This is a genomic window from Zwartia sp. (assembly GCF_049655405.1).
GTDB lineage: Bacteria > Pseudomonadota > Gammaproteobacteria > Burkholderiales > Burkholderiaceae_B > Zwartia.
In genome coordinates, this window is the sequence record NZ_JBASJR010000003.1 from 240,419 (window position 1) to 259,543 (window position 19,125).

Sequence of the window (19,125 nt, forward strand, 5' to 3'; positions counted from 1 at the left end):
AATGAAAAGTTTGTTGAGTCAAAAGAAAGTACTACTGGCGTCGGCGCTGACCGCCGTCTTGACCCTCAGTGGTTGCGCCTCTGTGCGCAACATGCTGAGTGGTGACGAATCAGTCGATTACAAGAGCGTTGTTCGCACTGATCCCCTGAGCATTCCGCCGGACATGACACAAGCCGCCAGCGATCCACGTTTCCGCGCGCCTGACTCAGGTACGACAACATTTAATCAATACCAAAAAGCAGGTCAAGCCACTCCAGCCGCACAGGCCTCAACAGCCAAGTCCGCTGTGTTGCCGACGCGTAATGACATGCGTGTGATGCGCGATGGTGACTTGCGTTGGTTGTCCGTCGATATGCCAGCAGATCGGGTGTTTTCGACTGCGGCTGACTTCTGGACGGAGATTGGTTTTACCCTTGATGTCACAGATCCCAAGGCGGGCTTGCTCGTCACAAACTGGGCAGAAAACCGCGCCAACATTCCTGACAGCTGGATTCGTCAGGCGCTTGGTACCGTTTTTGCAGGTGCGTGGGATAGCGGTACGCGTGACAAATTTCGCACCCGGATCGAACGCAACGGCAACCGCACTGAGATTTACATTACTCACCAGCACATGGTCGAAGAAGCTATGGGCAAGGGTGCAGGCGGCGCCTCAACCGACATCCGTTGGACGATTGGCAAAGAAGACCCAGGTCTGAACGCTGCGATGTTAGCGCGCATGATGGTCTTCTTTGGCGAAGATGTTGACGGCGCACGCAAGAAAATGGCGCAAGCCAAGGCAGACCCACAAGCTCCACAGGTCGTGGCACCTGACGGTGACAAGACAAGATTGATGGTCGGCGAAACGTTTGACCGCGCCTGGCGTCGTGTCGGCGTGGCACTCGACTCGGGTGGCTTTGCAGTGGATGATCGTGATCGCTCAACCGGCGAATACTACGTGCGCTACGTTGATACAGATACAGGTCTCAAGCGCGAAGAGCCACATTTCTTTGCTCGCTTGTTTGGAGCTAAAGATGCGCCCAAAGCCCCAACATACCGCATCCGCTTGACCGCAGTCGGTACGCAGACTGAAGTCACGATTTTGGATGAAAAGGGTGCTCGTGATACGAGCCCAACCGCTCAGCGTTTGTTGAGCGTCTTGGCAGACAAAATCTAATCGTCTGACAGACCCTCGCAGGCCCCCTAGTTCGCTAGTGGGGCCTTTTTTTTGAATGCTCGATTGTGGAGCGCATCGCTGTTTTTTGCACTCAAGTAGTGCCTTTCATGCATCAAATGAGGGCTTTTTGGTCGAGCGTATGGCGTTGTCCTGACCCACTACCTCGGGTGCGTGTGCTGGCGCAGTGGGCATCAAAATTGCTAGTACTGACCCATGAACCGACATGAGTCTTTGACTACGCCGGGTTGGCTTGCCCGATTAGCGCTTGATTTCAATGTTGCCGCCGTGCAAGGCGACAGCGCGTCCCTGCGCGGCGCTTTGCGGACAAATCTCAAGCATCAACACTTTGGGCCGCTACGTATACAAAAAGCGCTTTACCCCGAAGGGCCTGAACAGTGCCACGCCATTATTGTGCATCCACCAGGTGGGATTGCCGGGGGGGATCGCCTAGAGATTGAGCTCCATTGTCAGGCGCGGAGCCAAGCACTGGTGACGACGCCCTCTGCGGCCAAGTGGTATGGGACAGACTTATCCGTGCCCGCTTCACAAAAGATTGAGATTGACTTAAAGGGGCAGTTGGAATGGTTGCCCCAAGAAACGATCGTCTTTGATCGTGCGCGAGTGGCCTCAGAGCTCTCAGTTGATGCCACTGAAACAGGCGCGATGCTGGGTTGGGACCATTTGATTTTTGGTCGTCGTGCTTCTGGAGAGACATTTACGACCGGGTGCTTTACGCAGTCTCTCAGGGTCAGGCTCTCAGACCAATTGGTATGGCACGATCGTTTGGTACTCAAAGGCAACGATCCCTTATTCAGCTCTCCGGTGGGGTTGAGAGGGCATCACGCTTTTGCCACGATGTGGGCGATTTTGGCAGAACCTCAGACCTGGACTGAGACCTTGCTGGAGACTGTCCGCGCGCAAAGCCCGCAGGTCGCCTGGACGGTTTTACACCCCCGGCTTTTGGTGGGGCGTTTGCTAGTGGAACCTTTACAACTCAAGGTATTACTCGAGCAGGCCTGGGCCACTTTACGCCCCATTGTGATCAATCGCTCAGCCCTTCCTCCCCGCCTCTGGGCAACATAAATTCAGGAGTTTATATGGATCTCACCCCTCGCGAAAAAGACAAGTTGTTGATCTTTACCGCAGCCTTGCTGGCAGAGAGACGTCTGGCAAGAGGTCTCAAGCTCAACGTCCCCGAAGCGATCGCCTTGATTACGGCGGCGATCATGGAGGGGGCCCGTGACGGCAAAACCGTAGCGACTTTAATGGCAGAGGGGCGCAATGTGCTGACACGCGCAGACGTGATGGAGGGGATCCCAGAGATGATCCCGGATATCCAGGTCGAAGCAACATTTCCCGATGGCACCAAGCTTGTCACGGTTCATCAACCCATTCAGTGAGGCGTGGACATGCAAACAGTACCTATGATTCCAGGGCAAATGCTTGTCCAAGACGGTGAGGACATTGAAATCAATGTGGGTCGAACACTGCTCAGCCTGACCGTGGCCAACACCGGCGACCGACCCGTGCAGATTGGCTCACACTTTCATTTTGCAGAAACGAATGCAGCCTTACATTTTGATCGTGCTGCGGCGCGTGGCTTTCGCTTGAATATTCCTGCCGGCACGGCGATTCGTTTTGAACCCGGACAAGAACGTGTCGTTGAGCTGGTCGCGCTGAGCGGCGATCGGATGGTGTATGGGTTTTCCGGGGCTGTCATGGGGAGTCTGGATCAATGAAAATTTCAAGACAAGCGTATGCCGAAATGTTTGGTCCAACCACAGGCGATCGCATTCGTCTGGCCGATACGGCGCTGTTTGCCCGCGTAGAAAAGGACTTTACGATTTACGGTGAAGAGGTCAAGTTTGGCGGCGGTAAGGTGATCCGTGACGGCATGGGACAGTCGCAGCGCATGAGTGCGGACTGCGTGGATACCGTATTGACCAATGCACTGATCATCGACTACTGGGGCATCGTCAAAGCCGATATCGGCATTAAAAATGGTCGCATCTCCGGGATCGGTAAGGCCGGTAATCCGGACATTCAACCGGGTGTGACGATTGTGATTGGACCCGCCACCGAGGTCATCGCTGCCGAAGGCATGATCGTGACCGCCGGTGGGGTGGACAGTCATATTCACTTTATTTGTCCGCAACAAATCGAAGAGGCCTTGTGCTCCGGCGTGACCACGATGATTGGCGGTGGCACAGGTCCTGCGACCGGAACCTTTGCCACGACGGTGACACCCGGACCTTGGCATCTGGCGCGCATGTTGCAGTCGCTCGAGTCCTATCCGATCAATATCGGTTTGCTGGGCAAGGGCAATGTCTCATTACCTGGTCCACTCCATGAGCAAATCGAAGCTGGGGCAGTGGGTTTAAAGCTCCACGAGGACTGGGGCAGCACACCCGCTGCGATCGACAATTGCCTGACGGTCGCGGATCAGACTGACACGCAGGTGGCGATCCATACCGACACACTCAACGAGTCAGGCTTTGTCGAGGCGACACTCAAAGCGATCGATGGCAGGGTGATCCACACTTATCACACTGAGGGAGCAGGGGGCGGTCATGCGCCCGATATCATCCGTGTCTGTGGTGAGCAAAATGTCCTGCCATCCTCGACCAATCCGACTCGGCCTTACACCATCAATACGCTGGATGAGCATTTGGATATGTTGATGGTGTGTCATCACTTGGATGCCTCGATTGCTGAGGATATCGCCTTTGCAGAAAGCCGGATCCGCCGTGAAACCATTGCGGCCGAAGATATTCTGCATGACATCGGCGCTTTTTCAATGATTTCCTCTGATAGTCAGGCAATGGGGCGCGTCGGTGAGGTCATTATGCGGACGTGGCAGACTGCGCACAAAATGCGTGAGCAGCGAGGTTCGTTGAGCGAGGCAGGATTTTCCGATCCCTCGACAAGCGATAACGCGCGCATCAAACGCTACATCGCGAAATACACGATTAATCCCGCACTCACGCACGGCATGGCGCATGAAATTGGTTCGGTCGAGGTGGGGAAATGGGCCGATCTCGTGTTGTGGCGTCCTGCATTTTTTGGCGTCAAACCCTCGACTGTCATCAAAGGTGGTCAGATCGCGATGGCAGCGATGGGGGATCCCAACGCGTCGATCCCAACGCCTCAGCCCGTTCATTTCCGACCCCAGTTTGGCGCCTCTGCACGCGGCATCGAAACGAGTTGCATCACTTTTATGTCCGGCATCTCGGTGCAGCGCGGTTTGCATCAGGAGCTTGGCTTGCGCAGGCAGATCGCGACGGTGCAGGGAACTCGCACCGTGACCAAGGCGGATATGAAACTCAATAGCGCTACACCGCACATCACGGTCAGCCCGGAAAATTACAAGGTCTATGCAGATGGTGTGTTGCTCGACTGTCCGCCTGCTCAAGTGCTGCCGATGGCGCAGCGTTACTTTTTGTTTTAGGAGCGACGATGGCGATCATGTTGAGCACGCGTATTCCTGCACATGCACATGCACATGCAGACCCACACGCACATGCAAATGATGAGGCATTGCCAATACTGGAGCTGACCCTCGAAGATCGGCAGCGCTCGCGCCTGGCGGCTATGTTGCCAAATGGGCGTGCCGTGGCCGTCATTTTGCCGCGTGGCGAGTCCATGCAACACGGCGATGTGCTCACAGGTGAAACAGGTGAGCGTGTGTTGGTTCAGGCAGCCGCCGAGGAGTTGATGCTGATCCGTGCCAACAATCCCTTTGAACTGATGCGTATCGTGTATCACTTAGCCAACCGCCACGTGCGTGCCATGTTGCTGCCTGACGCGGCCTTGATCGAGCCTGATCAAGTGTTGGCGGAGCTTGTTCGACGCTTGGGTGGAACAGTTGAAAAAACGAATCAGCCTTTTATTCCAGAGGGCGGTGCCTACTCTGGGGGCGCAGGCGGTCATGCACATACCCATCACCAACATCCCAGCGAGTGCGGTGTCGAGTTGCAAGATGAGGCGATGGGTCAGATCGGTGAACAACTTTCCATTGCAGCCCATGCACGATCCAAAACTTAACTCTCTTTTGTCAGCGTTGCATCTGGCGAGCCCGGCTTTGCCAGTGGGTGGCTTTGCCTATTCACAGGGCCTGGAGCAAGCGATTGAGGACCGTTGGGTCACCAATATGGAGCAAGCCTATATCTGGATCCGGGATGGCCTGTTGCTCAATTTGGCTCGACAGGAATTGCCCTGGTGGTTGCATTGTTACGAGGCTGCTTCACAGCAGCAATGGGACGCGCTGCGCGAGGGAAATCAACAACTCAGTGCGATGCGTGAAACGGCTGAGCTTAGACTCGAGTCTCTGCAGATGGGCTATTCGATGGCCAAGCTGTTTGCGCAGTGGCCCTCTGCGCAGGCGCTCGCCGCACTTCAGGACGTGACGTGGTCTTACCCCGCCGCGTATGCTGCGTTGGCCGCATGCACCAGCGTTGAAAAGGAAACGGCACTGGTAGCCTATCTCTGGAGTTGGGTAGAAAACCAAGTCTTGGCTGCGATTAAAACAGTCCCTCTGGGACAGATCGAAGGCCAGCAGTTATTGCATCGCCTCAAAGAAGACATTGTGGCGGCTTGCGTGGTTGCACAAGCCACCAGCACTGCCGAGGCGGGTTCCGCTCCTGTTGGCCTGGCGTTGGCAAGCGCCAGACATGAAACGCAATACAGCCGCTTATTTAGAAGTTAAAAAATAGGAATCACACCATGACACAACAATCCAATCCTTTGCGCGTGGGTATCGGCGGGCCGGTCGGGTCGGGCAAGACCACCTTGGTCGAAGTCCTCTGCAAAAAAATGCGCGATCAGTACAAGCTCGCTGTCGTGACCAATGATATCTACACCAAAGAAGACGAACGTCTGCTGGTCGCAGCCGAAGCCTTGTCGGCAGATCGCATCATGGGTGTGGAGACTGGCGGTTGTCCCCACACGGCGATCCGTGAAGACGCATCGATCAATCTCGAAGCGATTGATCGTATGCAAAAACGATTCCCCGATCTGGATCTGATTTTCATCGAGTCGGGAGGCGATAATTTAGCGGCGACTTTCAGCCCTGATTTATCGGACCTGACTATTTATGTGATTGATGTCGCCGGTGGCGAAAAAATTCCCCGCAAGGGCGGTCCTGGCATCACGCGTAGCGATTTATTGGTGATCAACAAGACGGATCTCGCACCCTATGTAGGCGCAAACCTTGACGTCATGCGTCATGACACGGCACGCATGCGCGTAGACCGTCCCTGGGTGATGACCAATTTAAAAACCGGCGAGGGTCTGGACGAAGTGATCCGCTTTATCGAAAAAGCGGGATGCCTGCTTCAGTCTTAAAGATCTGAGTCCGCCTATTTGCGAATGAGGTGGACCCAGCCATCGTCAATCCAGTCTGCCAGTGCGTCAAGCGCTTCCTGTGAAAGACGCTTGGCAGTGGGGTCGGTGCCAGCGAGCTCACGGTCATCCGCCAGTCGTTTGAGGCCTGCTTCGGCTTTGACTGTCGCTGGCTCGCCATTGATAAATAGTTGCTGATCGCGGTAGAGCATGCGCGTGCGTCGATCGAGCGCCCAGTGTGTGTAGGCAGACGCATGGGCATCTGTTTCTTGATCCTCATCCATTTCTGTTGCGAGTGGGCTATCAAATACCGCCGCCTGATTGGGCTCGGTCAGCCAGCAACCAAGAAAACGAGTGGCCAGCGCGCGATCAAAGCGGATTTTGTTAGCCGCTGCCATGGCGGCTTCGGTCAGGCGATCGGGCAGCTCGGCAGGATGGGCTACTGCGGGCTGTGCGGGATCACGGTAAAACTTATTGAGCGCAGGGCCGGGGAGAGGGGGTTCTCCATAAGGGCCACTTGCCACGCCGGCGCGTGACAAAATCTGATCGGCTGCCGCCTCAAGCATGCCGCGCGCCAGCGCCGCCTCGTCGGGTGCGCGAAAGCCAATCGAGATCGTCATGCAATCATCAAGCGCGATGCCATCATGCGCAGCCTGAGGTGGGAGATACAACATATCGCCTGGCTCCAGAACAAACTCTTGCTCAGGCTCAAAATTTTGCAAAATTTTGAGTGGCAAACCTGGCACCAAAGACAAGTCTTTTTGCTGACCGAATTTCCAGTGACGTCGTCCCTCGGCTTGCAAAAGAAATACGTCATAGCTATCGTAATGAGGACCGACGCCACCGCCCGTGGTGGCCATGCTGATCATGAGGTCGTCGAGACGCGCGTCCGGCACAAAGCGAAACTGATTCATCAAGGCGCATGCCGCGTCATCATGGATGTCCACGCTTTGCACCAGCAAGGTCCAGTGTGTCTCTGACATTTTAGGCAGACGACTAAAAGGTCCCACCTCCATATTCCACTCGTCCTGGTTTCGCCAGATGAGCTTGGACTCGACTTCGTCGCGTTTGCTCATTTTTTTGAGCGTTGCCATCGAAACGGGGGGCTTGAAATTTTTAAAAGCCTGACGCACGAGCAGAGGCTTGCGCTGCCAGTAGGTCTTCATGAATTGTGAAGGAGTGAGTCCACCCAGTAGGGCGAGAGGTTGATCCGTGTGCATATAAATGACCTAAGGCAATAAATTTTTGAGTTGATACAGCGCATCTAGCGCTTCACGCGGGCTGAGCGTATCGGGGTCGAGTTCGTTGACGGCTTTCTGGAGTGCAGCTTGGGCATCCGCGAGCTCCGTGGCGATTTGCGTCATGCTTTCAGCTGCGACGACCTCACCAAACAAGCCGAGTTGAGGAGTGGGGGCGCCCTGAGACTCGAGTCGCTCCAGCTCGCGTGTTGCGTGTCTGATCACGGCTGCGGGGACACCGGCGCGTTGTGCGACCTGGATGCCGTAACTGCGACTAGCGGGACCGTCTTTGACTACATGTAAAAAAACGATACCCGAAGGGGACTCCGCTGCAGCCAGGTGCACGTTGGCCGTATTGGGCTGTTCGTTGGGCATGCGGGTGATTTCAAAGTAGTGTGTCGCAAACAGCGTCAGGGCGCGATTGTGTGTGACGAGGCGCTGTGCGATGGACCACGCAAGCGCTAGACCATCATAGGTCGAGGTGCCACGACCGATTTCGTCCATCAAGACCAGACTATGCGCTGAGCTCGAAGCCAAGATCGCAGCTGCCTCGGTCATTTCCATCATAAAGGTTGAGCGTCCGCCCGCGAGATCGTCTGCCGCGCCAATACGGGTAAAAATGCGATCCAGTGGGCCAATGGCCGCCGCGCGTGCTGGCACAAAGCTGCCGATTCTGGCGAGCAAGGCAATCAACGCGACTTGTCGCATATAGGTGGACTTACCCCCCATGTTGGGACCCGTGATCACGAGCAAGGCGCGGTGCGGGTTGAGGCTGCAACTATTGGGCGTAAAGCGTTCGATCGAGCGCTCCACGACAGGGTGGCGACCCGCCGTGATTTCAATCGCGGTGTGCTCGAGCAAACTTGGGGCGACCCAGTCGTGATGCTGTGCGTGATGCGCGAGTGCGACCAGTACATCGAGTTCCGCGCACACACTCGCACAGTGGGACAAGGCCTGCGCCATCGGCATCAGTGCTTGCAACACTTGTTCGTAGAGCCATTTTTCCCGCGCTAGTGAGCGGTCTTGCGCGGAGAGGACTTTGTCCTCCCAGGACTTGAGCTCAGGTGTGATGTAGCGCTCGGCATTTTTGAGCGTCTGTCGACGGCGATAATCTTCGGGCACCTTGTCGGACTGTGCTCGACTCACCTCGATAAAAAAGCCATGTACGCGATTGAATTCGACACGCAAGGTCGAGATGCCCGTGCGGGCACGCTCGCGCGCTTCGAGCTCAAGCAAGTAGGTGCCGTTATCGGTAGAAATCCCGCGTAGCTCATCAAGCTCGGCGTCATAGCCGTTTGCAATCACACCGCCGTCGCGCACTTGCACGGCGGGTTCCGCCTCAATGGCCGCGCACAACAAACTTTCCATCCCGGGGGGAGGCAACAGGTGTTGTGCAATTTCTTGCAGACGGAGACAAGCACTTGTGTCTGCAGTCTGCGCGGCGGCAATCAAAACTTGTAACTGAGGTAAAGCGGCCAGGGCGTCGCGTAAGCTCGCAAGTTCGCGTGGACGCACAGAGAGCAGCGCAATGCGCGTGGCAATCCGCTCAAGATCGGGTAGCGCGTTTAATGCAGCGCGTAGTGACTCCAACACTGAGGTTGCATGCAGCAATTCATTGCGCGCGTCGTTTGCCTGCATGAGTGCGGCGATGGCATGTTGACGGGCAAGGACAGGCGCATTGTCACGCAAGGGATGATGAAGCCAGCGTCTCAACAGTCGCGCACCCATCGGCGTGCGGCAACTGTCGAGAATAGAAAAGAGTGTGGGGGCTTCTTCACCGGATAACGTGCGTGTGAGCTCCAAGTTGCGGCGCGTGGCGGGATCCATCAGCACATATTGGCTGGCGCGGTCTGCCTTGAGGGTCTGAATGTGCGCCAAGCCTTGCGCTTGAGTGCGACCGGCATAACGCAAGAGCGCGCCAGCGGCGCAGATCGCAGTCGGTAGATCATCTACATCAAAACCAGAAAGCGATTGCGTTTTGAAATGGCCCAGAAGTTGAGCCTGCGCTTGCTCGGCCTCAAAGTGCCAGGGTGGCACACGGGTGGTGGCGCAGTTTAGGCTCACGTCGAGCTCGACATCGTCGGCGTAAATAATCTCAGCTGGCTCGATGCGATGGAGCTCCGAGTCCAGAGCCTCGGGCGCGCATTCTGTGAGTTTGAAGTCACCGCTGGCCAGGTTGAGCCAGGCTAAACCTGCGCGGGGTGTTTTGCCTTTGCGAGAGACAAAGACTGCCGCCACACAACGGTCAGATTTGGCGGGTAGGAGTGCTTCGTCGGTTAGTGTGCCAGGTGTCACGATGCGGACAATCTTTCGGTCAACCGGACCCTTGCTGGTGGCGGGGTCGCCGATCTGTTCGCAGATCGCGACAGAAACACCTGCGGCCACTAGTTTTGCTAAGTATTGTTCGGCTGCGTGGTACGGAACACCCGCCATCGGGATCGGCGCACCGTTTGAGGTGCCGCGACGCGTCAGGGTGAGATTGAGCAGGCGTGCGCCGCGCTCCGCATCCTCGTAAAACATCTCGTAAAAGTCCCCCATGCGGTAGAGCAGCAATAAAGGACCAGCCTCAGCCTTGAGACGCAAGTACTGCTGCATCATGGGGGTGTGTTGCTCGGTTTGAGCGGGCGTCAAGGCATCGTCTTGCATAGGGTTTTTTATAGGGTGGTGCAGCGCATCTGGCGAAGCCTTTAGTGTAAGCCACGGGGATGACAGACTTCTCTATAATCGTCTAAATAAATACGACCCGTTACAAAGGTGAACAAAACATGATCTCTAAAATCGTGCCCGATTTGCAGGCAGCCATGGCAGGCATTCAGGACGGGTCTACCGTTCTGATAGGCGGCTTTGGTGGCGCAGGGCAACCCCATGAGCTGATTGATGGCCTGATCGAGCAGGGCGCGCGTGAGTTGACGATTGTCTGCAACAACGCAGGTTCTGGCGACACCGGGATCGCAGCCTTGTTGGCTTCGGGTCAAGTGCGCAAGATCATTTGTTCTTTCCCACGCCAGTCGGACTCCTACGTGTTTGACGGCCTCTACCGCGCCGGCAAACTTGAGTTGGAACTTGTGCCACAAGGCACACTCGCTGAGCGCATTCGTGCTGGCGGAGCCGGGATTGGTGGTTTTTTTACGCGTACCGCGGTTGGGACCCAGCTTGCCGAGGGTAAAGAGGTACGGACCATCAATGGTCAGGACTATATTTTAGAGGGCCCCATCACAGCAGATGTCGCGGTGATCCGTGCGCATCGTGCTGACCGCTGGGGCAATCTGGTGTATCGGAAAACAGCCCGCAACTTCTGCCCTGTGATGGCGACAGCCGCCAAGCTGACGATCGCTCAGGTCAATGAAATTGTTGAGCTCGGCGAGCTCGATCCCGAGGCGATCGTCACGCCCGGCGTCTACGTCAAACGCGTTGTCCGCATTCCAGCGAAAGCAGCAAAAGGTTAATTCATGAAACGTATCTCCAGAGATGAGATCGCCGCACGCGTGGCGCGCGATATTCCAGAAGGCGCAATCGTCAACCTTGGCATCGGTTTGCCGACCAAGGTCGCCAATTATTTGCCCCAAGACAAAGACATTTTTCTGCAAAGTGAAAATGGTGTGTTGGGTATGGGCCCCGCTCCCGCGGCTGGCGAAGAAGACTGGGACTTGATCAATGCGGGTAAACAGCCCGTGACCTTGTTGCCGGGTGGGAGCTATTTCCATCATGCGGATTCGTTCGCCATGATGCGTGGCGGTCATCTGGATATTTGCGTACTGGGCGCGTTCCAGGTTGCGGTCAATGGCGATCTGGCCAACTGGTCCACCGGCGAGCCCGATGCGATTCCCGCAGTCGGCGGTGCCATGGATTTGGCCGCTGGTGCGAAAGATGTGTTTGTCATGATGGAGTTGCTCACCAAAGACGGTCAGAGCAAGCTCGTCAAGCAATGTACCTATCCTCTGACTGGCTTGGGCTGCGTATCACGTGTCTACACCGATATCGCAGTCTTTCAGATCGAGCCAGGCGGTGTGGTGCGCGTCGTGGATGACGTCTCTGGTGCTGGCGAACAAGAATTACGCCGCCTGACGGGACTGGGGCTTGATCTGTTGTTTTAAGCGACTGTATGGTTCAATAACCGTATGAGACTGAATTTGGCCCAAATCGCAATGATCCGAGACACGACTTTTGGTGTGTTTGGGGAAAGTGCGCGTGTCACTTTATTTGGATCTAGGGTCAATGATGCGGCTAAAGGTGGAGACGTCGATTTGATGATCGAGGTGCCTAGTTTTGTCTCAGAGCCCGCTCTTCTAAGCGCCCGCGTCGCAAGTCGCGTTTCTCGCGCGATGAATGGACGTAAAGTCGATGTGGTCCTGAAAGCACCCAATCTAATGAGTCAGCCTGTTCATGAAGTTGCGGCTCGTACTGGGGTCGTACTGTGAAGCTCGATGAAGGCCTTCGGCTCCGTCTGCAATTCCTTTGTCGTGTTGTTCAAAAGGAAGCGCACTACTTGCAGGAAACGGACGCCCGGCTCTTTGCTGATGCTTTGTCGGCGAAGTCTTTAGAGGCGATTACCCAAGATCCGTTGCTGGCAGAAAGGCTTGACGCCTTTGTCAGTCGTTTTGGACGACTGCAGGACACCTTGGCTGACAAGTTTTTGCCCACACTTTTAGATGCTTTGGCTGAGCCAAAAGCTTCGGCGATTGATAATCTTGATCGTGCGGAAAAACTTGGATGGCTCGAATCCACAGATGACTGGTTGGAAATGCGTAAGCTACGCAATCAAATGGTCCACGAATACATAGAAGATCTAGTGATCTTGTCCAATGCTCTTAAAGTAGGCCATGAGTTTGTCCACACATTAGTCGACACCGCTGGGCGGTTTGTGGTCCAGGCGCAAAGACGTATTGCGATATCGCTCAATTAAATCTCTTTGGCTGAGCGTTCAAACCCTCATAGTGAACTACTCATCCACAATTTTTGTAAGTTTCTGTGAATCTAAAGGCGGTGAGGTGTCCTGAATTTTGGAACCCATCGCCTCGAGTGACTGACACAGGCTCGAGATGCGCGCATCTTGACGGGCAACATGGGTGATGAGTTCGTTTAGGACCTTGTTCAACGGGTCTGCGGCGCCTGGATCGACCGCATAGGCGGCAATCAAAATAGCGGGAGCTGAAGCGGTTGCTGAAGAGGTTGCTGAAGAGGTTTCTGAAGAAGAGGTTGCTGAAGACGGGGCCTGCTCTTCGCTGTCTTTTTCAATCACGCGTGCGGGGTTGCCCACTGCAGTCGCATGCGCTGGGACGGGTTTGACCACCACCGCATTGGAGCCAATGCGCGCACCATCGCCGACTAAAAAACCACCCAGTACTTGGGCACCTGCACCCACGACGACACCTTTGCCGAGCGTAGGGTGCCGCTTGGCGCCTTTGTAGAGCCGTGTGCCGCCTAGTGTCACGCCCTGATAAATGGTGCAATCATCACCGATTTCGGCTGTCTCACCGATTACCACACCAAAGCCGTGATCGATAAAAACCCGACGACCAATTTTTGCACCAGGATGGATTTCAATTCCCGTCAACATTCGGCTCAGATGTGAGATGAAACGTCCCAACCAATAAAAATGCGCTGTCCACAAACGATGGGCTAGGCGATGGGCCATGATCGCGTGCAAGCCTGGGTAGCATGTGAGGACCTCGAGTTTGCTGCGTGCGGCAGGATCTCGTTCCAAAATACAGGCTATATCTTCGCGTAGTTTTTTAAACATGACTGTGATGCTACCGCAGAGATGGAATACCGCTTGATAGTAACCAGTTTAAGAGGATGGTTTGTTAGGTAGAGGGGCTGTTTTTCCGAGCGGTCGCGATCATCGCGGTACAGACCCCGCGCAACATGTCGACTTCGTCTTTGCTTAAGTCGGAACGATTAAACAAGTGACGCATGCGAGGCATGAGTTTTTTGGGGTGCTCGGGGTCTAAAAAACGCACCGCCTCAAGCGCTTCTTGCCAGTGTGCGAGCAGGGCTTGAACGGCCTCGCCGCTTGCGGGCTGACTGCCTGGGTGTTTGGTGGGCGGTTTAGGCACAATCAAGGAGGGGATGCGTGGGGAGGGACTCGTCCCCTCGGGGCTGCCCTGGCTGGCTATGCCTTGTAACAAGGCGTAGCGGAGTTCCCAGGCACCGAGCTGCATGGCTTGGGAAACATTGAGTGAGCTGTAGGCTGGATTGGCAGGAATATGGCAGACGCGATGGCAGAGCTCAATGTGCTCATTGGTGAGCCCAGACCGCTCAGTGCCCACCACGAGCGCGATACGGCCCTCTGGGTGCTCGTTGAGGTGCAGCTGCGCCATCTGTGCTGCTTCGCGGATGTCGCAGGCAGGTGGTCCGAGGTCGCGTTCTCGGGCGGTCAGGGCAAATGCCAGCGTCACCGGAGCCAAGGCATCTTTAAGATTCTCAAAAGTCTGGGCCTGCGCCAGCACGTCTCCCGCACCGCTTGCCAAGGCGATCGCTTCGGGCTGAAGGGTGATTTCAGGGGTTTTGGGGGCCACGAGGACCAAGTCTTCAAAGCCCATTGTCTTGATGGCGCGGGCTGCCGAACCGACGTTTCCGGGGTGGCTAGGCTCGGTCATAATGAAGCGAACACGGGAAAAGTCGGAAGTCATTTAAAATTCTGCTTTATTCAATAGAAAACAATACGCTCATGCACCCGATGCTTAATACCGCCATCAAGGCGGCCCGGCGCGCCGGAACCATTATCAACCGCGCGAGTCTCGAACTTGATCGATTGCAAATCGCCCGTAAAGGGCCAAGAGATTATGTCACGGAAGTCGACCGTGCCGCCGAAGAGGCCATCATTGAAATGCTGCGCTCGGCCTATCCTGATCACGCCTTTTTGGGCGAGGAGTCTGGCTATCAACGCGGCGATACTCCCGAGGGTGATTTGCCCGCCAATGAATGGGTAATTGACCCGCTTGATGGCACGACCAACTTCATCCATGGTTTTCCGACCTATGCGATTTCTATTGCGTTGCGACAGTTCGGTCAGGTCACGCAGGCCGTGATTTATGACCCGGCACGTAACGAGTTGTTTTCCGCGAGTCGAGGCGGTGGCGCGTTTTTGAATGATCGTCGCATGCGTGTGTCGTCACAACTGAAATATCACGATGCCTTGTTAGGCGCGCGGTGGCCCGGTTCGATCGGCCCCGACGGTGCCTCCCAGCCCCGTTTTATGGAAATGGCTCAGGGTTGTGCGGGCGTGCGTCGCTCGGGCTCAGCTGTGCTGGATCTTGCCTATGTTGCGGCAGGCCGGTTGGATGGTTTTTGTGGTTTGGGTCTCAAGCAGTGGGATATGGCGGCAGCCAGCTTGATGGTTCTTGAGGCGGGTGGCTTGATCGGCGACCTGCAAGGTGAACAGACTTGGATGGATTCTGGCAATGTAATCGCCGCCAATCCAAAAATCTTTACCCAAATGTTGGCGCACTTGCGCGTCTAAGCGCGAATGCCTGCCTCTGGAGGCGGGCATAATAAAAGCAATACTTAGCTTCATTCGGGACAACTCCAGAGTCGATCAGGTACTATGTCAGACTGATTAACTCTTGGAGCCCTCAATGGAGTGGCTGCTCGACCCAACGATATGGGTCGGACTTTTAACGCTCGTGGTGCTAGAGATCGTTCTCGGCATCGACAACCTGATTTTTATCGCTATCCTTGCGGATAAGCTTCCTCCAGCGGAGCGTGAGCGCGCCCGCGTCATTGGACTCTCCCTTGCGCTGCTGATGCGTCTTGGCCTGCTGGCTGGGATGTCCTGGCTTGTCCAGCTCACTTCTCCTCTCGTCTCTTTTTGGGGTTTTCAGCTCTCTGGTCGGGATCTCATCCTGATCGTGGGCGGCTTTTTCCTGTTATTCAAAGGTACGTTGGAGTTGCATGAGCGACTAGAGGGCAAGCGCGCTGAGGTCAGTAATGCACGTGTGTATGCGAGCTTTTGGGTCATCGTGACTCAGATCGTGGTGCTCGATGCCGTATTTTCTATCGATGCGGTGATTACGGCCGTGGGGATGGTGGATGACTTATCGGTCATGATGACGGCAGTCGTGATCGCGATGGTCATCATGTTGTTAGCCTCCAAGCCTCTGACACGCTTCGTCAACGCTCACCCCACGGTGGTCGTGCTGTGCTTGGGCTTTTTGCTGATGATCGGCTTTTCGCTCGTGGGCGAGGGTTTTGGTTTCCAGATTCCCAAGGGCTATCTCTACGCGGCGATTGGTTTCTCGGTCTTAATCGAGATGCTCAACCAATTGGCCCGTCACAAGGGCTTAAAGCTTGAGTCAAAGCGCCCGATGCGCGAACGGACCGCTGAAACTGTGCTGCGGATGCTGGGTAAGCGTCTGCCTGACGAGATTGTCGAAGATCAGCCGACCCCTCAGGGGCAACCTGAACGCATTGCGTTTGGCGTAGAAGAGCGCAACATGGTCAGTGGCGTTCTGACCCTGGCTGAGCGCTCGGTTCACTCTGTGATGACACCGCGTACAGAGATCTCCTGGATCAATCTTGATGATGATCCTCAGGAAATTCAAAAACAGATTGCGATGGTTCCCCACAGCTTCTTTCCAGTGTGCCGGGGCTCGGTAGATGACGTGGTCGGAATTGGCCGCGCCAAAGAAATGATCGCGGATTTGTTGACACACGGCAATATCCGTCGCAATGGTTTACGTGAGCCGATTATTGTTCACGATACGATCAGCATCATCAGTTTGATGGATACGCTTAAACGCTCCCGAGGCCAGTTAGTTCTTGTGGCCGATGAGTTTGGTGCGATTCAGGGGCTGGTCACGCCGATTGATGTGTTCGAAGCGATTGCTGGAGAGTTTCCCGACGAGGACGAAACGCCCGACATCGTGTCTGACGGTGAAGGACAGTGGCTAGTGGATGGCGCCGCAGACTTGCACCATCTCGAGCAAGTGCTCGAGACAGAAGGCCTGGTCAACGACGATCAGGAGTACATCACGCTCGCAGGATACTTGCTGGACAGGTTTGGTCAGTTACCTGTGCGAGGCGACCAGTGTGCGTTCAAGGGCCAGCATGCCAGCTTCAAGTTCGAAGTGATGCAGATCGATGGTCGTCGCATTGCTCAAGTCAAAGTGCAGCGTCTGGCCGAGGAGCCCGAGGACGCTACAGGGTAGGGCCAAGGAGTGGGATTACTCGGCCTGTTCCAGATCGAACAGCGCCGGGCCATCCTCATCAATGATCATCCAGCCACCGCGCATTTTCCCCTCGGGTGCTGTCGGCTCGCAGTCCCAGTCAGGTAACACCCAACGTTCGCAGACCTTGCCATCCACGTTCAGGACATAGCGGCCTGGGCGATGCGTATGACCATGCACCACTAGAGAGACGCCAGCGCTGCGAATCGCTTCAGCAACGGCTTCTGCATTGACGTCCATAATATCCATTGACTTGGTCTGGTTGGCGACCATGCTTTCGCCACGCGCTTGTGCTGCGAGGCTCAGGCGCTCAGGAATGCTCTTGGATAAAAAGCCAGATTGCCACGCAGGGTTGCGAACCATGGCTCTAAACTGCTGATAGGCCACATCATCGGTGCAATATTCATCACCGTGACTCAAGAGCATAGTGTGTCCGGCAACGGTCACCAGGACTTGTTCGGGCAATAATTGTGCACCGACTCCAGCAGCGAGTGCGCCACCCATCAGAAAATCGCGGTTGCCGCGGCCCAGCCAGACAGGGATTTGTGCCGCACAGGCTTTGAGCGCCATGAGGTCCTGAGCCAGCCAAGGTGGGGCCACCACGGCAACATCGTCACCAATCCATGCATCAAAAATATCACCCGGCAACAGCAAGGCCGAAGCCTCGCTGGCTGCGAGTTTGAGAAAGTCACGGAAGGCTTCTGCGGTGCCGGTAGTGTGCTGCCCGAGATGAACATCTGAGGCAAGCCATACCGGTCCGTCGAGTTCGATCTTATTCAAGGACAACAGCCTTTGTAATCACGACATCATTGGTCGGAACGTTTTGATGAAAGCCGCTGTTCGCAGTTGGGACGCCTTTCATTTTGTCGATCACGTCCTGGCCCTCGACGACTTCGCCAAACACGGCGTAGCCCCAACCCTGAGCCGTAGGCGCAGTGTGGTTCAGGAAGTCGTTGTTGGCGACGTTAATGAAAAATTGTGCCGTGGCGGAGTGTGGATCGCTAGTGCGGGCCATTGCGAGTGTGTACTTGTTGTTTTTCAAGCCATTGTTGGCTTCGTTTTCAACAGGCGCCTTGGTGGGCTTTTGCTTGAGGCCTGGCTCAAAACCACCGCCCTGAATCATAAAGCCATCAATCACGCGGTGAAAAATCGTGCCATCAAAAAAGCCGTCTTTGACGTATTCGAGGAAGTTAGCCACGGTCTTGGGTGCTTTTTCAGCATTCAGAGAAATGATGAAGTCGCCCTGATTGGTGGACATTTTGACGCGAGGTGATGTGCTCATTGAAGTAACGCCTTGTTTTTGAGTCGAGTTGGAAGGAGAGGCCGCTTGGGCCGATAAAGACACCAGCGGAATCATACCGACCAGTGCGAGGCAGCGCATGATACGCAGCCCATAAGTAGAAAATTTCATTTTGCAGAACCCTCAAGTAGTTCTTTGACACGTTTAATTTTAGGGGCCAGTCCTGGCACACCTGCTTGCGCTGCGTTTTGATAGGCCCGCAGCGCGAGATTCATTTGCACATCGCCAAGATTGGCTTGTGCGATCGAATATTTTGGATTGATCATGATCGCTATTTCGAGGGCGCGCCGAGCCTGATCCAATTCGTTACGCTTGACGTAAAGCGCCGCCAGGTTGTTCCAGGGCTCAGGGAGCTCCGGAAAACGCGTCGTCATCTGGAGGTAGACCGCCTCTGCCTCGGCAGGGCGATTCATTTCAGCCAAAATGCGGGCATGCAAAAACATCAGTTGTACGTCGGTGCCTGGCGTGTGGCGCAGGGCCTCGACTGCTTGGCGTGCCTCAATGTTTTGCAGGGCTTCTTTGAGGCGACCGGCGCGAATCAAACCATCGATTCTGTTTGAGATTTCAGTCGGCGTCAGTGGAACGCTGGTGTCCACGGAGGGGGCAAGTGCTTCGAGCAGCTTGGCCAGTCCGTCCCAACCGCCTTCAGGCGCCTTGTCCCCCAAGATCGTATTGGCGGAATTTGGCAGGGCTGACGGCAAACTGTTGCGTGGCGTCTGATTACCGGCCGTGTCTGTCGGGTCGCTGGCCAGAGGGTTTAGCGTGGTCGGCGTACTCCCACCCAGATTGATCTGGGCGTGCGCAGGCAGGTGCAAAAGCACCGACAGGCACAGGGCGGCGGCCGAGGCTATCGACCCCCTCTGGGTCGTGATCGAACGCGTTTTTTTCACCAGCTTCAAGTCGTAGAACCCTCAATTGCTATACTTG

General features: G+C 55.5%; 21 protein-coding genes. 14 read left to right on the forward strand and 7 right to left on the reverse strand.

The window, feature by feature from the left end:
- Position 1: 1 nt before the first annotated feature.
- The 8 genes from bamC (at position 2) to ureG (ending at position 6,496) form a co-directional block, all read left to right on the forward strand.
- Positions 2–1,153 carry an outer membrane protein assembly factor BamC gene (gene bamC / locus WBJ47_RS02455; RefSeq protein WP_422244788.1) on the forward strand — a complete coding sequence of 384 codons (1,152 nt, stop codon included), beginning with the start codon at positions 2–4 and terminating at the stop codon, positions 1,151–1,153.
- A gap of 213 nt (positions 1,154–1,366) precedes the next feature.
- Positions 1,367–2,236, forward strand: coding sequence for an urease accessory protein UreD (locus tag WBJ47_RS02460; RefSeq protein WP_422244789.1), 870 nt, complete (start codon positions 1,367–1,369; stop codon positions 2,234–2,236).
- 14 nt (positions 2,237–2,250) lie between these two features.
- The gene (locus WBJ47_RS02465) at positions 2,251–2,553 is read left to right on the forward strand and encodes an urease subunit gamma (RefSeq protein WP_422244791.1); all 303 of its coding nucleotides are present in this window, start codon (positions 2,251–2,253) and stop codon (positions 2,551–2,553) included.
- A gap of 24 nt (positions 2,554–2,577) precedes the next feature.
- Complete coding sequence (locus tag WBJ47_RS02470; protein ID WP_422244827.1) at positions 2,578–2,892, forward strand: urease subunit beta; 315 nt, start codon at positions 2,578–2,580, stop codon at positions 2,890–2,892.
- Positions 2,889–4,601 (forward strand): urease subunit alpha, encoded by a 1,713-nt coding sequence (gene ureC / locus WBJ47_RS02475; protein WP_422244793.1) that lies wholly within the window; start codon positions 2,889–2,891, stop codon positions 4,599–4,601. Before WBJ47_RS02470 ends, ureC begins: the two co-directional genes overlap by 4 nt.
- A gap of 8 nt (positions 4,602–4,609) precedes the next feature.
- Positions 4,610–5,197 carry a hypothetical protein gene (locus tag WBJ47_RS02480; protein ID WP_422244795.1) on the forward strand — a complete coding sequence of 196 codons (588 nt, stop codon included), beginning with the start codon at positions 4,610–4,612 and terminating at the stop codon, positions 5,195–5,197.
- Positions 5,154–5,858: an urease accessory protein UreF gene (locus WBJ47_RS02485; RefSeq protein WP_422244796.1), complete on the forward strand. Its 705-nt coding sequence runs from the start codon at positions 5,154–5,156 to the stop codon at positions 5,856–5,858. The genes WBJ47_RS02480 and WBJ47_RS02485 overlap by 44 nt, the downstream gene beginning before the upstream one ends.
- A 17-nt stretch (positions 5,859–5,875) precedes the next feature.
- Entirely contained in the window at positions 5,876–6,496 is a 621-nt protein-coding gene (ureG, locus tag WBJ47_RS02490; protein WP_422244798.1) for an urease accessory protein UreG, read from the forward strand.
- A 14-nt stretch (positions 6,497–6,510) separates the two neighbouring features.
- Here the strand turns inward: ureG and WBJ47_RS02495 are convergent, their stop codons facing one another.
- Positions 6,511–7,713: a JmjC domain-containing protein gene (locus WBJ47_RS02495; RefSeq protein ID WP_422244800.1), complete on the reverse strand. Its 1,203-nt coding sequence runs from the start codon at positions 7,711–7,713 to the stop codon at positions 6,511–6,513.
- 9 nt (positions 7,714–7,722) lie between these two features.
- Entirely contained in the window at positions 7,723–10,377 is a 2,655-nt protein-coding gene (gene mutS, locus WBJ47_RS02500) for a DNA mismatch repair protein MutS (RefSeq protein ID WP_422244802.1), read from the reverse strand.
- A 119-nt stretch (positions 10,378–10,496) separates the two neighbouring features.
- Here mutS and WBJ47_RS02505 point away from each other — a divergent pair, with 119 nt between their 5' ends.
- The 4 genes from WBJ47_RS02505 to WBJ47_RS02520 are packed head-to-tail and all read left to right on the forward strand — an operon-like array spanning position 10,497 to position 12,634.
- Positions 10,497–11,177: a 3-oxoacid CoA-transferase subunit A gene (locus WBJ47_RS02505; protein WP_422244803.1), complete on the forward strand. Its 681-nt coding sequence runs from the start codon at positions 10,497–10,499 to the stop codon at positions 11,175–11,177.
- A gap of 3 nt (positions 11,178–11,180) precedes the next feature.
- Entirely contained in the window at positions 11,181–11,825 is a 645-nt protein-coding gene (locus WBJ47_RS02510) for a 3-oxoacid CoA-transferase subunit B (RefSeq protein ID WP_422244804.1), read from the forward strand.
- A 36-nt stretch (positions 11,826–11,861) separates the two neighbouring features.
- A complete protein-coding gene (locus WBJ47_RS02515; protein WP_422244806.1) occupies positions 11,862–12,149 on the forward strand; it encodes a nucleotidyltransferase domain-containing protein in 288 nt (95 codons plus the stop codon).
- Entirely contained in the window at positions 12,146–12,634 is a 489-nt protein-coding gene (locus WBJ47_RS02520; protein WP_422244808.1) for a hypothetical protein, read from the forward strand. Before WBJ47_RS02515 ends, WBJ47_RS02520 begins: the two co-directional genes overlap by 4 nt.
- A gap of 36 nt (positions 12,635–12,670) precedes the next feature.
- Here the strand turns inward: WBJ47_RS02520 and cysE are convergent, their stop codons facing one another.
- A complete protein-coding gene (gene cysE, locus WBJ47_RS02525) occupies positions 12,671–13,471 on the reverse strand; it encodes a serine O-acetyltransferase (RefSeq protein WP_422244810.1) in 801 nt (266 codons plus the stop codon).
- Positions 13,472–13,535: 64 nt separating this feature from the next.
- On the reverse strand, positions 13,536–14,363 hold the full coding sequence (locus WBJ47_RS02530) for an RNA methyltransferase (protein ID WP_422244812.1): 828 nt from the start codon (positions 14,361–14,363) through the stop codon (positions 13,536–13,538).
- Between the two features lie 38 nt (positions 14,364–14,401).
- Here WBJ47_RS02530 and WBJ47_RS02535 point away from each other — a divergent pair, with 38 nt between their 5' ends.
- Together WBJ47_RS02535 and WBJ47_RS02540 are read left to right on the forward strand one after the other, a co-directional pair.
- Positions 14,402–15,193 (forward strand): inositol monophosphatase family protein, encoded by a 792-nt coding sequence (locus tag WBJ47_RS02535; protein WP_422244813.1) that lies wholly within the window; start codon positions 14,402–14,404, stop codon positions 15,191–15,193.
- A 115-nt stretch (positions 15,194–15,308) separates the two neighbouring features.
- Complete coding sequence (locus WBJ47_RS02540; protein ID WP_422244815.1) at positions 15,309–16,880, forward strand: TerC family protein; 1,572 nt, start codon at positions 15,309–15,311, stop codon at positions 16,878–16,880.
- Positions 16,881–16,895: 15 nt separating this feature from the next.
- Here WBJ47_RS02540 and WBJ47_RS02545 read toward each other — a convergent pair whose 3' ends face one another.
- Genes WBJ47_RS02545 through WBJ47_RS02555 form a run of 3 tightly spaced genes read right to left on the reverse strand, consistent with a single transcriptional unit; the run spans position 16,896 to position 19,088 of the window.
- Positions 16,896–17,678, reverse strand: a complete 783-nt coding sequence (locus WBJ47_RS02545) for a UDP-2,3-diacylglucosamine diphosphatase (protein WP_422244816.1) — start codon at positions 17,676–17,678, stop codon at positions 16,896–16,898.
- On the reverse strand, positions 17,671–18,279 hold the full coding sequence (locus tag WBJ47_RS02550) for a peptidylprolyl isomerase (protein WP_422244828.1): 609 nt from the start codon (positions 18,277–18,279) through the stop codon (positions 17,671–17,673). The genes WBJ47_RS02545 and WBJ47_RS02550 overlap by 8 nt, the downstream gene beginning before the upstream one ends.
- A 26-nt stretch (positions 18,280–18,305) precedes the next feature.
- Positions 18,306–19,088 (reverse strand): tetratricopeptide repeat protein, encoded by a 783-nt coding sequence (locus WBJ47_RS02555; protein WP_422244830.1) that lies wholly within the window; start codon positions 19,086–19,088, stop codon positions 18,306–18,308.
- Between the last annotated feature and the right edge of the window lie 37 nt (positions 19,089–19,125).